Raw genomic sequence first — 14,651 nt, forward strand, 5'->3', positions numbered from 1 at the left:
ATCAACCTGAGGATGGAAAACCCGCCGTGCCGTCCCGGTCGACGCTTCCGTCTCTCTGCTTCGCTTCACCCTCTGGCGAGTCCGAAACCCCTGAATATGGTCGGTTCAGTCGGCGACCGCTGTGTGCTCCGTACCTCGCGCGGCCGGTACGGTCGGCTGCCTGACTTGCCGCTTGTTGCCCTTGAGGCCGAGTTCCTCCTTCTGCCGTTCGAAGTCGATGTCCGGAGTTCCGATGCGTCCCACGGCCCGGCTGTGTCCCGTCAACATCGCCTCTGCGAAGGGGCTGTCGAGCGTGGCGACGCGCCGCCACCCCCGTACCTCGTCTAGCGGGAGGGAGGAGACGTCCTCGAAGTCCACCAATAGATCCGGCACGTCGAGATACTTCGGCAGCACGCGGTAGCGGTTGTGGTCGGTTCGGAAGAGGTCGGAGACACGTTGCTTGCTGCCCCCATTGGCCTGCCATTCGGCGACGGGCGGCGACGTGTGGAGGATGTGGGCGCGCGCCATACGTACGAACTCGGCCTTGGCCCGGCGCTTCTTGCTCCCCTCCGCCGTGGACGGGTCCTCGTAGAGGTCGCAGGCGGGAGTGAGAACGAGTCCCCAGTCCCCGGTCGGCGAAACCAGGATGTCGGCGGCGGTGACGTGATGCGTGACAGGCGGCTTGAGGTAGACCCTCGCTGCGGAGGAGTGCCCCACGGTGTTCCCACCGTTCGTTGAGATCACGGAGTCGAGTTCACGAACCGCGTTCTCCTTCAGCCACGCGGCCAGCTGGTTGATCAGCACGAGGGGGATCTCCTGCTGGTCCGACTCGGCCATCTCTTCCCAGTTCGGAGCGACGGTGTCCCGAAGGAAGGACCGCATGAAGCGGTCGGTGACCGCTCCGAGCTGACGCGTGAGTGAGGGAACGCCGGACTGGAGAGCTGCTCGCACAGCCTCGACAAGGTCGTCCAGGTGATTCTTCGTCACTACGTTCACGAGCGGCGGGCGCTTCAGACTCTCGACGCGCTGTGGGAAGCCAGTGCAGAAGATCACCGGGATCCAGCACTTCTGGGCGACACGTTCGTACATGTCCCGTCCACGCTCGTCCGCATCGGCGTCGCCCAGGTTGCCTCCGCTGTCCTTCACGTCCAGGACAGCGAGGTCGAACTGCTCGTTCCCGAGGCGCCGTTCGGCTTCAGCGAAGTCGTCCTCGGTCTCGACGATGACAGTTCCCAGATCCGTGAGTCTCCTGGTCAGCAGACTCTGGAGACGCTCGGCGATGTCCGGCTCGTCATCGACGACGAGCACCCGGAATCCCGAACCCGACAAGGTCACCCAACTCTCCTTCGCAGAACAGCCTTGAAACACGCCCCCGGCAGGGGGCCCGGGGTGACCAGGGAGAGGTCACCGTCATAGAAGTCCTTGACGACACTTCCCGCGATGCTCAGCCCGAGCCCGATCCCATCGGGCTTGTCGCTGAAGTAGGTCTCGAAGATGACATCCTCTATCTCCTTGCGCACACCAGGACCGCTGTCGCTGAAGGTGATCTCGACCTCCCCGCCAGGCATTCGCGCCGTCTCGATGCGGATGGCCCGGTCGTGGGTCTCGCTGGTGGTGGAGAGCCAGTAGATCGCGTTCCCGACGAGGTTGAGGACGAGTGTGTTCACGTCCCCAGGGGCGAGGGTGACGGTGACGTCCTCTCCGCCGATCTCCAGGGCGATGCCAAGTTTGACCAAGTCGGCCGCGTGTACTTCCACGGCCGCCCTGATCTCCTCGTGCAGGGAGATGGAACGAGGCCGACCCCGGCGGCGTCCACTCAGTGGCTGGATCCGGGTGAACAGATGGTCCAGAGCTGCCTGTTGGGTGCTGAAGCCCGTGTGGACCCTCACCAGCTCCTCGGCTAGCTCGGCGTGTTCTCCACGCAGTCCGCTGATCAGGTCCTGCAGGTCCTCAAGTACGAAAGCGATCCGGGTGAGAGCGGCCCTTCCGTCGTGAAGCACCACGTCCACGAGCGTACCGAGGGTGGCCAGACGCTGGAACTGGGAGAGGACCTCCTGAACCTTCCGGACCCCCTCGGTGATCGCTTCGGCCGCCTCCTCGACAGCACGTCCGAGGACCGCGTCGTCGGGGTGGCGCTGCTCGACCACCTGACGGAGCGGATCGAGGTTGAAGCCGGAGAACAGCCCGTGCCCCGGCGTCCCTGGGGCGAGAGGCTTTTCTTCCAGTAGCTCAGGACGGCGCAGCTTGAAGCGCCAGCTCTCTAGCCGGCTGACGGCCTGCAGTATCCGTGCCTTGAGTTCTTCGTACTCAGGGCTGTCAATGAGTCCTTCGCGATGGGAACGGTCCTGCAACCCGGGATTCCCGTCCGCCGAGATGTACACGAACCCGGCCACCTGGTTGTTGGAGAACCGCATGGTCGGGTTGTTCACGCGGCGAAGATCGAACCCGAGCCAGTCGAACCCTGACTCGCCGAAGGGCTGTACCCGGAAACCATCCCGGTAGAGAGCCACGCCGCTGCTCCTGCGGATCAGCTGCCGGATCTCCGGGATGCTGCGGGCGCCCACATCGATGTTGAGGAGCTGCCGGAGGGACGCAGCCTCGAGGTCCCATGTGCGGATGTCAAGCGCCAGCGGGCCGCAGCTCGGCCGGGTGGAATCCTGGACGAGGCTCTCGTCGATGACGGTCGACGCATCACTGTGGCTCGTACGCAACTGCAGGTGCGCATGCCCGTCGGCGTTCACGGTGCCAACGAGACGATAGTGGGGATGCTCCAAGGCCTCGCTCGCTCCGACGAAACCCGTGTGATGCTCCAGCTCCCCGGGTGGTGTCTCGATGTACACCGCGAAGTCCGGCCTATCCGGCACATCCAGTTCGGATGGAGGCGCCGGGGGCAGGAGCCTGCTCAGGGACTGCTTGAGCAGGGCAACGGACTCCTTGTCCCAGCGTTGCCGCAGCCCTTCCAGCCGCACCACGGTGCCGTGATGCCCAAGATCGCTGGGGCGACCTTCGTCACGGAACTCCCGCGTGACCCTGTCGAAGAGATCCTGCGCCGGGCTGTCGGCCCCGAAGACCCGAGGAGCACCGGAGCCCCAGTCGACCGGCACCTGGTCGAGGTAGGCGTCGTCGTCCCGAGTGAACCGTCCCCAGTCGACCTGTACGGTGACCTCACGCTCGTCCCGTCGGCGGGTCGTGAGTGACGTCACGTGAGCGAGGCGGGCCGCGGAGAAGCGACCGATGCCCTTGGCGCCGAGGACCCGTCGGCCAAGTCCTTCGCTGTGAGGCGAGCGATGGCGGTGAGGCGTGGCGATCTCCAGCCAGGTGCCGCGTACGGTCTCTGGCGACATGCCGTGCCCGTCGTCCCACACCTCGACGGAGCCGCGTCCCTCTTCAAGGGGAGCGTTGAACCGGATCACCACGAGACTCGCGTCCGCGTCGTAGGCGTTCTTCACCAGCTCGGTGAGGGCGACGCGCTCGTTGCTGATCAGCTCCTCGCCCAGCGTGCTCATGAGGCGGGCTCTGGGTCGGAGATAAGCCCTGGCGTTCTCGGAGTCCACCCGCGCCCCCGCTCCTGGTGACCTTCAGATCGATTGCACCGCGGAACGCAGTGAACAGGCTGGATTCTACAGCCGGCCCGTGTGCGGACTGTGTGGCCAGGGGGAACCGGTGGCCGGTAACATTCGGTGTCCGTAGCGGCTCGAAGGTGTCTTCAACGTCCTGCCGTCGTTAGCCAGGCAGAGTGGCGTATCACTCTGCCTGTTGCGCAGATTATGACGCTGAACTCCACTATGATCGATCATCTTGAAGCCTGGAACGCTGGTTCGATCACGCTGCTGACGGGGGTGGACGAACCGAGGCGTGGACTGGTCAGGGGCGAGGGAGTCTCCGCTTTCAGCGCGTCGGAATCCTTGCTTCCACCAGCGGGTCTGTGATCTCCTGGTGCTCGTTCATGTCATGCGTACGGAGGGTTGTGCTGTGAAGGGGAGTGGCTACGGCGTACCTCTCGAACGCAGTGACTACCTTGAGCTCCCCCCCAATAAGCACAGCTGTACCCCTGAGGGATTCCAGGGGTGGCTGGAAGGTTTCGGCAAGGGAAAACAGCTCGCCGTCGATCTTTTCTCCGGCGCCGGAGGGCTCAGCTTCGGGTTGGAGCGGGCGGGGTGGACCACCGCGGCGGCAGTGGACTCGGACGTACGCGCGTTGGAGACCCACCGGGCGAACTTTCCAGGTCTCAGCCTGAACATGGATCTCGGTGATCCCGCCGCGCGCGACAGCCTCGTCGAGATCCTTGAGCCCGCCAGGATTGACCTCGTGGCCGGCGGGCCTCCGTGCCAACCCTTCAGCAGGGCAGGACGAAACAAGATCCGTGACCTGGTCAAGAACCATGGACGCGATCCAGAGGACCGCCGGAAGGAACTCTGGAGCGCTTACCTGGACATCGTCAAGCGGATCCGACCCCGCGCGGTTCTCATGGAGAACGTGCCCGATATGGGGCTGCATGACGACTTCTTCGTGATCCGGACGATCGAGGAGGAGCTGGAGGAGCTCGGTTACGCAACCCAGGTACGGCTCGTCGATGCATGGAACTACGGTGTTCCGCAGCACCGGAAACGACTCATCCTCCTGGCCAGGAGGGATGTCGATGATTTCACCTGGCGTGATCCGGACCCTGTGCGCACCAGCCTGCAAGATGCCATCGGTGACCTCCCCGAACTCGACGTCGTGCCCACCGAGCGAGTTGGCCTGCGGGAGCTGACTTACCGCAAACCGCGCAACTTGTCGGCCTTCGCCGAGATGATGCGCAAAGACGCTCCCCGTGGGCGTGTCTGGGACCACATGACCCGCAGGGTTCGCAAGGACGACTACCGGATCTTCCAACTCATGGAGTCCAAGACCAAGTACTCGGACCTTCAGGACCTACTGACCGAGGACGAGAAGGACTACCAGCGCTACAGCGCGGACAAGTACACGGACAAGTACAAGAAGCTGGACTGGGGGCAGCTGAGCCGCACGATCACTGCCCACATCGCCAAGGACGGCTACTGGTACATCCATCCCGAGCAGCTGCGCACGCTTACGGTGCGGGAGGCCGCGCGCGTTCAGACGTTCCCTGACAAGTTCCGGTTCGCGGGTACCCGGAGTGACGCTTTCCGCCAGATCGGTAACGCCGTCCCCCCGCTGTTGGGGGAAGCCGCTGCCGAAGTGCTCAAGCCGGTCGGCGACGCTTCCGGAAAGCCCGAGGGGCTGCGCCCTCACTGGCGGGAAGTCCGGAGCGCACTCACGAAGTGGGCGGAGGAGCGCCGAGACGGAGCGGACTGGTACCAGCTTCCGCACGCGGGCGAGGGGGTGTCGCTGCACGCCGCAGTCGTGGCCATACTCTCCGGGGCGAAGATCAAACCGGCCGCGATGGCCGAGCTGATGGAGATGGTTCGCAGGTCGAAGACGCTGACGGCCACGTTGCTCGGAAAGCTGATTGCAGCTGCCCCCACGGTGCCGGCCCGATCACGTCTCGACCGTCTGTCTCCGCTGGTGGGCAAGCCCTACGCTTGGCGGTGGGACAAGCGACTGAGCGTGCCCGAGAAGCTGAGTATGAAGCCGAGCGAGAGGGCGCTCTACCAACTGTTGATCGGCGAGGATCTCATGCTCGTTGGGCAGGGGACGCTACGGGTCGCGGCTCGGATGAACGGCCTTGAGGCGGACCACCCGAACCGCCTCAGCGAGGGCCGCGTCAACCTGGTGAAGCTCGTCGGCGCAGGGGAGGAAGCACCTCTGCGGATGGGCGCGATCCGAATCATTGGTGCCGACCTGTGCCGGGACGACGGCCCTGTCTGCTCAGACTGCCCGTTGATCGCTCACTGCCCTGGCAGAAGACAGGTTCGGACGACCTGCTGACCCTGGCCGCCGTCACCCAGGAGTAGTCGGGCGGCGGTGTGGCTCCACCTCGGCGGCGCCCGTTACCTCCGCCACCCGCTGGGCGACTCTCTCAACGCCGCGACGGATCTCGCACTCCCAGACGCGGACGACGATCCACCCGGCGGCCTTTGCCTGGGCGGTGTTTCGCTTGTCCCTCTCCCTGTTGGCCTTGATCTTCTCCCGCCAGAGGGTGGCGTTGGGCCCTTGTAACTCCTCTGGCGAGTGGTCGGGACAGCCGTGCCAGAAGCAGCCGTCGACGAAGACGGCGACGTGGCGCCGAGGAAGCACGAAGTCCGCAGTGCACCGCGGTGCCGCTCTCCGCTGGAGGCGGAACCTGAGGCCCAATCGGTGCACTGTCTTCCTGAGGGTGACCTCGGGTTTGGTGTCCGTTACACGTCGATCGCGAAGGTGTTCTCCTTGAGCGGTGGCGACCCACTGCCGATCCGCAGCCCGTGCACCTCCAACCATGTTCACAGCCCCAACCTGCCGCTGTGCTGCGAGACGCCGAGTGTCACGTTCTTCTCACGCTCCGGGAACCAGCCTTGAGCCACCAGCGGCTCTACTCGTCGCCCAGTTCCTCGAGCAGCTCGGTGAGCCCTTCGGTCCACGATGGCTGGGGCAGCGAGTCGAAGGCGCTGCGTGCGGCGAGGACCGCCTTGCCGAGACCGTGCATATACCTCACGGACCGCCCGTAGATGTACCAACGCCCGTTCTCCTGACCGACGCCGCAGCTGTTCTCCTCGATCAGCCGGGCGAGCAGGCGGGCACGCTCAGGATCGGGTACAGCGCCAACCATCGGATACTCGGCGTGATGGCGCTCATCGAGCCCGCTCGAGCAGGAGTAGAAGGTCGCGATCCGGGCAGCAGAGAGCGCTAGGCTGAGGCCCGCCACCCCGACATCGTTCCAGCGGAACGTGTACGCCATGAGCTCGGCGTGGCTGACGTCGTCGGCCTCCTGCAATTCGTCGAGCATCGCCTGCACCGCATCAGGCGCATCGGACTTCTCCGCCCGATCAAGGAGGACTTCCTCCTCAGCCAGGCACTCTGCTGCCTCTTCCCAGCTCGGGAGCCCCAGGCATTCATACTCGTGGTGGTCCGTGAAGCCCCTGGCCACGTCCTCGGCGCTCAGGTCCGTGCGCAGCGCTTGCAGGTCATAGGCGCGATGTATGTCCATGTCGAACTCGGGAATCATGTCCCCATCTTGGCCAACTGGGCTGTGATGTGTCGGCGGTTCGCGTATATAGCGTGAAAGCTGTGGAACGTCGCGTAATTACAAGACCGCTCACAAAAGCCGGGCTACGGGTTGGGGGTGAACCCGAGTGACAGGGCTTCACTGCGCACATGCAGTGCCTGGACTGCCTGCGGCTCCGGGACCTCCTGGCCCAGTTCCAGGCGTCTGCCGACGAACTCGGCAAGTTGTCGCTGCGAGGGTTCGAGGTTGCGTGTCTCCTTCGCCCACTGCTCAATGGCGTGCCACTCATCCGCGGGGACCGCCGCCACTTCGTCGGCGACCCCTTGGCGTGCACCGGGGCCTTCCGCTAGGGCGTCCTCGTCCAACGGATACTCGCGCAGCTCCTCCTCCAGCGAACGGGGCACCGACCAGCGGACCCTGGACACGGCGTCCCAGCACGCAGCCTTCTTGGCCCACTCACCCACGTGGTTGCCCTCGCGCGGGGAGGTGACGACCCTCATCACCCGCGGGCAGAGGTCGTCGATCGCGGCCTCAAGCGCCGACGAGATCCCCTGCTCTCTCCAGATGCGGTCGAGGTCGATCCGGCAGCCGGTGGCGAGGGACAGACGAGCGAGGGTGTAGGTCGTGATCATGCTCTTGTAGCTGCCGGCTTCATGGGACGCCGCCACCCGGTCCACGGCCTTGAACAGGATGCCCATCGCGATGACCCGCTGGCAGTACTGGACGTCTACGTGTGGGGGCACCTCGTTGATCCGGACCATGAACGCGGAGAAGTTCTTCTGCGCTCCCCGACTCACTTGGAACGGGAGCTGGTTCCAGGAGTTGACGTACTTGGCCAGGTCCGCCTTACTGAACTTCTTCCGGGCTGGGTTGACCTTCTTGAAGGCGCGCTGTCTCGCCGAGGTTCGGGCCTTGGCCACCTCGTCGGTGTACTGGCCGCGTGCCCGCTCGTAGAACCAGTGCGTCTCCTGGCCGCTTCCATCCGTGGCCGGAGCCCACAGCGACCGGGTGATCTGCTGGACGGCCACGTGGTACGCGTGGTTCGAGCTGAAGTCGACCAGCGTCACCCGGTTCTGCGTGTTCGAGTACTCGGAGATCAAGGGGACGATCTCAGGGAGGCGCTCGGGTGACACCTCGGTCAGCTTCATCTGCACCGACACATTCGACAGGTCCGCCTTGTCGCGGCTCTCCGCGTAGTGCAGGGATGCTGTTGTCTGGCCTCCGTTGACGACCTGCATCCCGTGGACCCGGGATATGCCGGTCGGCCGGCCGTCCGGACCGTGGACGAAGTCCACCCTCTCCGCCGTCGCCGTGATGCCGTTGTTGTAGGCCAGGAACCTTCCCGGGGCGTTGAGCAGCGTGTCCCTGATGCCTCGGTTCACCGCGCCGCGCGCCTGCAGGAACGAGCGGACGTTCAGTTCGAGCAGCCGGGGGCCGTACTCACCGTACAGAGACGCCAGCCGTTGACCGGGGATGACAGCCATGGTCACCGAGTGGTCCGGCTCGCTGCTGGGGGCGGAGACACAGGGCAGGGGCGGATCGAACGAAACCACGATCGGCTCGCTGACGCTGCCGGATGTCGCATGGCGATGGAGCCGGGCTAGGTCCCACACCTCATGGGTGACAGGAAGGCCGTCGAAGTCGGTGGCAGCGACCGCGGTGCCGGTGCTGACCCGGTTGCTGAGGAGGAAGAGTCTGATACGCCGTACTTCGGTGAGGGCTTTTTCGATGCCCGCGCACATATCGTGAACGTCGTAGGACTCGTCGATGTTCCGGCGCAGTCCGTCGCGGCATCGCTTCACGAACGTCAGCAGTCGTCGGAAGGCGGTTTCCGTTTCGCTCTTCGAGAGCTTGGACTCCAGGGGGTCCAGGTGGAAGTCCGTGACGAACAGGTCCAGGCACTCTCCCGAATCACCGACACCGTATCCGTGGACGAGGTGTCCGCGCGCCATGTGGTACGCGGTGAAGGTGTTGGCCGCGATACCGGCTTCCTCAAGGTCGTCGAGGACCTTGCGGGTGAACGCCTCCGGGGTGGTGGTCCGCTCGGCGTCGGCGGTCGCCTGGACGTCCGCGACGAGGTCGCGGGAGTACGCGGACAGGTCGAGGTCAGGCATGGGGCCCCTTGATGAGTTCGGTCACCTCGTCGGCCGTGGCACGGAACCGATCGAGGCCGGAGGTGCTCACGTGGTACGAGCATTCCCCGACGCCGTCGGGGAGATCAGTCTCAACGATTCTCGGAAATTCCTCCCGAACATGCCAGAAACGCAGGTCACGGAGGGTGTAGCGAGGCTCGTCATACAGATCGCGGTGCCCGGGGAGATATCCGACCTGGATGAGGTGTCCGTCGAAGCGGGCACGCACGGGGGGGCTGGTGAGCAGGTCCCGTATCTCCGTCACCAGCCGGTTGAGGCTTGTCCCGGTGCCGCCCCGTCGTTCGTCGAGCAGGGCGAGCGCCAAGAGGAGTGCGGCGGTGCCGGTGTCGTCCAGCTGTCGTTCGCTGGTGATACGGATGCCCCGCGGATGCTTGGCCGTGCTGGCCTTCGTCTCGATCGCGACGGCGGGCATCTGGAAGTCCTGGTTGGCTCCACTCGGTCCGGTCCACGCCTCCACTGCCTCGGCGGGGTCGAGGACGGGAAGCACGTGATCACGGAGCACTAGGAGCTCACCGACCAGACCGCGGCGTGCCTCGGGTCCCAGGCCATCCCTGCTGACGGCGCGCAGGAGGTCCTGCCACCTCTCGAACCGGTCGACGGCCGCCGTCAGGGCGACGGCCGCCTCAGGAGCGCTTCGGACGGTGTCGGCCACGTCGCTGACGAGCGGGTTGAACACCTCGCGGAGCTCGTTGGCGGTGAGGATCACCTGTAGCTCGTACTCGAGCCTAGACACGGCACTGAGGTGCATCTCGAAACCGGCCGCCTTCGGCAGCTTCCTCACGGAGCGCACGATGTGGTCCGCCGAGCGTGCATCCGTCCTGAGTACGAGCATCCGCTGACGCCCAGGGTGGGTGACTGACAGGAAGACGTCCAGTGGAGCCTCCGGGTGCAGCCGGATCCTGGAGCGTCCCGGAGCGCCCTGCGGAGCCTCCAGTTCCTGCCACTCCTCCTCGGTGACGGTCACTCCGGGTCCTCCTCGTCGTCGAAGTCGTCGTCCAGCCCTTCCTGCTTCCAGATGCTGTTCACGACGTACTCGGTCTCCGCCTGGTGCTCGGAACGGGGGAAGTTCACCTGGAAGCCCACGAGCGGGGGCTGCTGGCCGGCGACCTCCCGCTCTGCCAGATCGACCAGGTAGATCAGCAGCAGCGCCTGGTCGGGACGGCGCTGGTGGCGCAGGTGCTCACCGGAGGGTTCCTTGGGGACCTTCTCCTTGCCCTTCTTCTTCGCGGCCTTCTGCGTGTTCTCCCGGGCCGTGCTCACCTGGTCGGGGTCGAGGCCGACCTGTTCGTCCCTGGGGCTGACGAGGCGACGGATGATGTACCGCCCGTCGGTCTTGTACCCGGGGTCGTTGACCGGGGCCCTGGACACGGGGCCGACCTTCCGTCCGGCGACGTCCGTCCCTTCTGCTGCTGCCTTTCCGACCAGTCGCACCGTCCATTCGGACACCTCGTCCACGTTGGCGCACTTGTCGATGTACTTTGCGATGAACCGCGGGCGCACCCGGGCGGCCATCGAGTCGGTGACGTACTTCGAGAGGAACTCGGAGACCGCCTCACGGGGCACTCCCGTCCAGGTCACGCTCCCGCCCGGCGCCTCGGGCTCCGGTGCCGTCGTGCCGTCCAGGCGGCGGACGAAGTCCTCCAGCGTCTTGAGGTTGTTGTCACGCACCCTCTTGGAGAGGTTGAAGAGCGTCGTCTCGGGCCCCTCTCCGGAATAGCTCAACTTGACCGGGGTGCCCTGCCGCATCTTGTTCGGAGCGGTGATCGTGAGGCCAAGAGAGGAGGAGCGGACCTTGAACCCGAACTGGCTCGGCGTGAGGTCGAGCGCCGCCATCTCCTCCACCTCACGCCGCAGTTCGTCGGTCGCGGCGGTTACCTCGACGTACTTGGCCTGAAGCGCCGGGGTGGTGTACAGACGGCACAGGTCCTCGTAGCCGGGCCTGTAACCGAACCAGCGGCCCATCTGGAGCAGCGTGTCGTAAGTGTTGGACGTCCGAAGGTAGTAGCTGACGGTCAGCCCCTCCAGGGTGAGCCCTCGGGAGAGCTTCTGACCGCCGATGGCGATCACCCAGAAGCCGTTCCTGCGGTGCTCGTAGTACTCCAGCGCGTCACGGGACGCGCCGTTGACCGTCCTGACAACGATTTTGCGCAGTGCAGGCAGGACGTGGGCGGAAACCTCCTCCCAGCTCAGGGGCTCGACGTCGCCCGTGGGGAACTGGTCGGTGGTGGGGACGAAGTCTCGCTCCCAGAGAGCCTGGAACTCAGCCATGATCCGCTGGGAAGCCTGCCCGTGGCGGTCACGCAGGGAATCCTTGAGGAGCCCCAGATAGTCAAACACCTGGTCGTGGACGATCCCTTGGACAGCGGTGAACCGCGTGACGTGCACCAACATGGAGTTGTGCACCCGAGCCTGTCCCCTGGCCTTCCTGGCCGCACACGCGAGCACGAACGCGGAGATCGCCTCACGCAGCGACACCGGGAGGTCGTTGGAGGGGACGAACGAGGACTTGTGCTTGCTCGGGATCCAGCGCTCGGCGTCGTCCACGGACCGCAGGAGTGGCAGAGGGGTGACGTCCTCCTCGTCCTCGTCGTCGGCCTGGAGACCGAAGACGCGTTCCGGACCGAGGTAGTTGGACGGAGAGGGAAGGGCACGGATGAAGCTGTCGGGAAAGAGGTCCGCACCGAAGGTCGGGTGTTCGACGTCGGGGTCAATGTAGATGTTGGCGAATGGTGTCGCCGTATACCCAACGTACGCCGACTTGTCGAAGGTCCGCATGAGCTCCCGGATCGCGCCGTTGGTCCGGGTCGGATCGGCATCGGGATCGCGCTTGGTGTTGACGGAGGCGTTGTCGGCCTCGTCGTCGATGACAAACAGGGGGATGTCGCGGATGACGGTACGGCCAGTCTCGTCCTCGGTGCCCTTCACTTCCTTCACCCAGTTGCGCAGGTATTCAAGGATCTTCCAGTGCTTCTTGACCACGAGGACGACCGGGAAGTGCCCCAGGCGCACGGAGTTGAAGGCGTTGGCCGCGGAGCGACCGAAGTCGCCCTTCTCCGAGCTGTTGGTGGGCGAGGCGATGTCCAGCCGCTTGGCACCCGGCATGCGCCCGGCGCCCATACGACTGCCCGCCTCGTTGGACCGCTGCTGATGCTGGGAGTCGAAGCCGAGCAGACCTTCGTCGACCCGGAGCTGGGTCTGGCTGCGCAGGTCGTTGTGGATGCCTGCGAGGATCACCACGAGCTGGTACCCCGCGTCCACGGCCTTCGAGGCCAGCCCGATGTACTGGCCGGTCTTCCCGGACTGCACCTGGCCGATCACGAGTCCCGTCCGGCGCCAGGAGCCCTCACGCCGAGGGTCCTCGAGCTGGCTGAGCACCTCGTCCGTGCTCTGGTCCAAGCGGCGTACGACCACGGGCGGCAGGTTGCGCACGTCCTCCAGGTAACGGCGGTAGCGCTCCCAGAACTCCCACTCGCGGTCGTTCTTGGCCTCCGACAGCCAGGGTTCATGTTTTGTCGAGTCCCCATCGTCCAGGCCGGAGGATCCCTCCTGGAAGACGGCCGTGACCCGTTCGATCTCCTTGGCGAGCCTTTCCCGGTCCAGCACCTCTCCCCGGCCGGCCAGCATCCCGAAGATGACGGTGACCGCGGTGTCCACCTCCTCGGGAGACGGCTGACGGTCTTGGTCGAACATCGCCAGGACTAGGCGCTTCGCCTTGGCGAGGGACTCGTCGACTTCCTCGGGGACGGGGTTCACAACGGACCTCCGGGTGGTCTGGAAGGTATCGAGCAGGGCAGAGGCGACCACTGACTACGGGGTCACGTGTTCCAGAAGCCCTGCATCTGGTCGAAGGGGGGCATGGTACGCAAGCGCTCCCGGGCCGCGGCGGGAGAGCGGCCGTCGAGGACCATCACCTCGTAGATCCGCTGTGCGACCTCGGCCGCCTTGGCGTCGGCCGGTCCGGGACCGCCGAAGGGTTCGGGGTCATCGACGGCGTCCGTCTCGTGCAGGACGCGCAGCGCGGTGACCGGCACCGTCTCCTCCAGCAGACGGATCAGGGCCTGTACGTCCCGTGCATCGCCGCCGCGTCGCAGCAGCGCGTTCACGAGGGGATGCTCCCGGTTGATCCTGCAACTGACCTGGTCGTCCCGGCGGCCGACCTTCCAGGCGAAGGCGAACGGATCGCCGTGGGTGCGTGCGGCGATCTGACCACGGTGCCGGAGCACGTCGGCGGCCTGCCTGCGTGCGCGCAGAGCGATGCGGCGAAGGTGAGGGCGCAGACCGACGGGTGGCACGACGCTGGACTTTCGGACATCGACGCCCCACTCCACATCCGTCTCCGCAGGGATCTCCACAGCGATCCGTGCCAGGTTGTACTTCTCCTCACGGCGCAGGCCCTTCTGCCCGAGCCAGTCACCAGCCAGGATCAGCCGATCCCTGCGGTAGACGTAGAACCCCTGCTGGTCGAGCCAGCCGCTTGGGCCTCCAGCCTTCTCGTACTCCGCCTCAGTCAGACGCTGGGCACTCGGCAAGACGAACGCCTCGACCCGTACGCGTCCGGAGTCCAGCATGAGGGTCTCTGGAGGGAGAGGCTGCACGGATGGGTGGCCCGAAAGGAACGGGTCCCACGGCTCGACGACATCACCGGACACACGAATGACGCGCCGTCGGCTACCGATCAGGAAGCGGGCGAAAACCATGCCCAAGTGCGCCCCGACGCGGTCCGCCTCCGCGTAGAACTGCTTCTGGGTCTGCTCGTCATCCTCGGTAACGCCGTCCACGCGGTACCCGTTGAGGCGTCGCCACAACACGATCGTTCCGTGGCTGACCGTACCCCTGAGCTTGTCGAGCAGTCTGGTCGTCGTGTCGTCCGCGCCATGGAGGAGACGCCACTCTCCGAACTTCTCGACGACGTCGAGATCCCAGGTCCGCACATACCACTCCCCGGACTTGGCAGTGGCGACGGTCAGCTGCCGGCTCTGGGAGAACGACGCGGACTTTAGGCCGACGCCGAATCGCCCCAGGTCGGTGGGGCTGCGCGGCGTCGAGGGACCTCGTGCGGCCACGGTCATCGCTGTGGTTAGCTCGTCGGCGTCCATGCCGTTGCCGTCGTCGACAACCGCTACCCACGACTCCGGTCCTGCCCAAGTGAACTCGACGTCGATGTTCCGTGCGTTGGCGGAGACACTGTTGTCCACGAGGTCGGCGACGGCCGCGGGGAGGGAATACCCCAGAGAACTGAGTGAGGCGATCATTCCTGCCGGCTCCGGAGCCGCGATGTCGTACGCCATTGGTCGTTCTAGCCCTGCTTTCCCCGTTGCAAGTCGCTGCCGGGTACGCGGGCGCCCCGGGCCCGGTGGGCGGAGTGGATGCTGTCGTGATGGTCAGCCCATCTCCGCGCGCCAACGATCGTACTGGAG

Annotated in this window: 9 protein-coding genes; 1 reads left to right on the plus strand and 8 read right to left on the minus strand. The window is 65.6% G+C overall.

Translation table 11 applies throughout. From position 1 onward, the window contains the following. Positions 1 to 105 precede the first annotated feature (105 nt). Positions 106 to 1,314, minus strand: coding sequence for a hypothetical protein (locus tag AB5J87_RS18270; RefSeq protein ID WP_369377834.1), 1,209 nt, complete (start codon positions 1,312 to 1,314; stop codon positions 106 to 108). Further along, the gene (locus AB5J87_RS18275; RefSeq protein WP_369377836.1) at positions 1,311 to 3,533 is read right to left on the minus strand and encodes an ATP-binding protein; all 2,223 of its coding nucleotides are present in this window, start codon (positions 3,531 to 3,533) and stop codon (positions 1,311 to 1,313) included. Before AB5J87_RS18275 ends, AB5J87_RS18270 begins: the two co-directional genes overlap by 4 nt. Positions 3,534 to 3,915: 382 nt before the next feature. Between AB5J87_RS18275 and AB5J87_RS18280 the strand changes: the two genes are divergently transcribed. Continuing rightward, complete coding sequence (locus tag AB5J87_RS18280; RefSeq protein ID WP_369377837.1) at positions 3,916 to 5,868, plus strand: DNA cytosine methyltransferase; 1,953 nt, start codon at positions 3,916 to 3,918, stop codon at positions 5,866 to 5,868. Between the two features lie 12 nt (positions 5,869 to 5,880). On the opposite strand, the gene AB5J87_RS18285 is transcribed toward AB5J87_RS18280, so the two are convergent. The 6 genes from AB5J87_RS18285 to AB5J87_RS18310 all read right to left on the minus strand — a co-directional run bounded on the left by AB5J87_RS18285 (position 5,881) and on the right by AB5J87_RS18310 (position 14,522). Next, complete coding sequence (locus AB5J87_RS18285; RefSeq protein ID WP_369383575.1) at positions 5,881 to 6,357, minus strand: very short patch repair endonuclease; 477 nt, start codon at positions 6,355 to 6,357, stop codon at positions 5,881 to 5,883. A gap of 91 nt (positions 6,358 to 6,448) precedes the next feature. Further along, positions 6,449 to 7,081: a hypothetical protein gene (locus AB5J87_RS18290; RefSeq protein WP_369377838.1), complete on the minus strand. Its 633-nt coding sequence runs from the start codon at positions 7,079 to 7,081 to the stop codon at positions 6,449 to 6,451. A 104-nt stretch (positions 7,082 to 7,185) separates the two neighbouring features. Then, complete coding sequence (locus tag AB5J87_RS18295) at positions 7,186 to 9,195, minus strand: AIPR family protein (RefSeq protein ID WP_369377839.1); 2,010 nt, start codon at positions 9,193 to 9,195, stop codon at positions 7,186 to 7,188. Next, the gene (locus tag AB5J87_RS18300; RefSeq protein ID WP_369377840.1) at positions 9,188 to 10,198 is read right to left on the minus strand and encodes a PD-(D/E)XK motif protein; all 1,011 of its coding nucleotides are present in this window, start codon (positions 10,196 to 10,198) and stop codon (positions 9,188 to 9,190) included. The genes AB5J87_RS18295 and AB5J87_RS18300 overlap by 8 nt, the downstream gene beginning before the upstream one ends. Next, positions 10,195 to 12,987, minus strand: a complete 2,793-nt coding sequence (locus tag AB5J87_RS18305) for a Z1 domain-containing protein (RefSeq protein WP_369377842.1) — start codon at positions 12,985 to 12,987, stop codon at positions 10,195 to 10,197. Before AB5J87_RS18305 ends, AB5J87_RS18300 begins: the two co-directional genes overlap by 4 nt. Before the next feature lie 62 nt (positions 12,988 to 13,049). Continuing rightward, positions 13,050 to 14,522: an ATP-binding protein gene (locus tag AB5J87_RS18310; protein WP_369377844.1), complete on the minus strand. Its 1,473-nt coding sequence runs from the start codon at positions 14,520 to 14,522 to the stop codon at positions 13,050 to 13,052. Positions 14,523 to 14,651: the final 129 nt, after the last annotated feature.

This window comes from Streptomyces sp. cg36 (genome assembly GCF_041080675.1).
In the GTDB taxonomy this organism is placed as follows: Bacteria; Actinomycetota; Actinomycetes; order Streptomycetales; family Streptomycetaceae; genus Streptomyces.

Bases quoted from the DNA above. Each gene is read 5' to 3' on its own strand.
- AB5J87_RS18285 (WP_369383575.1), bottom strand. From the start codon at position 6,357: ATGGTTGGAGGTGCACGGGCTGCGGATCGGCAGTGGGTCGCCACCGCT.
- AB5J87_RS18290 (WP_369377838.1), bottom strand. From the start codon at position 7,081: ATGATTCCCGAGTTCGACATGGACATACATCGCGCCTATGACCTGCAA.
- AB5J87_RS18295 (WP_369377839.1), bottom strand. From the start codon at position 9,195: ATGCCTGACCTCGACCTGTCCGCGTACTCCCGCGACCTCGTCGCGGAC.
- AB5J87_RS18310 (WP_369377844.1), bottom strand. From the start codon at position 14,522: ATGGCGTACGACATCGCGGCTCCGGAGCCGGCAGGAATGATCGCCTCA.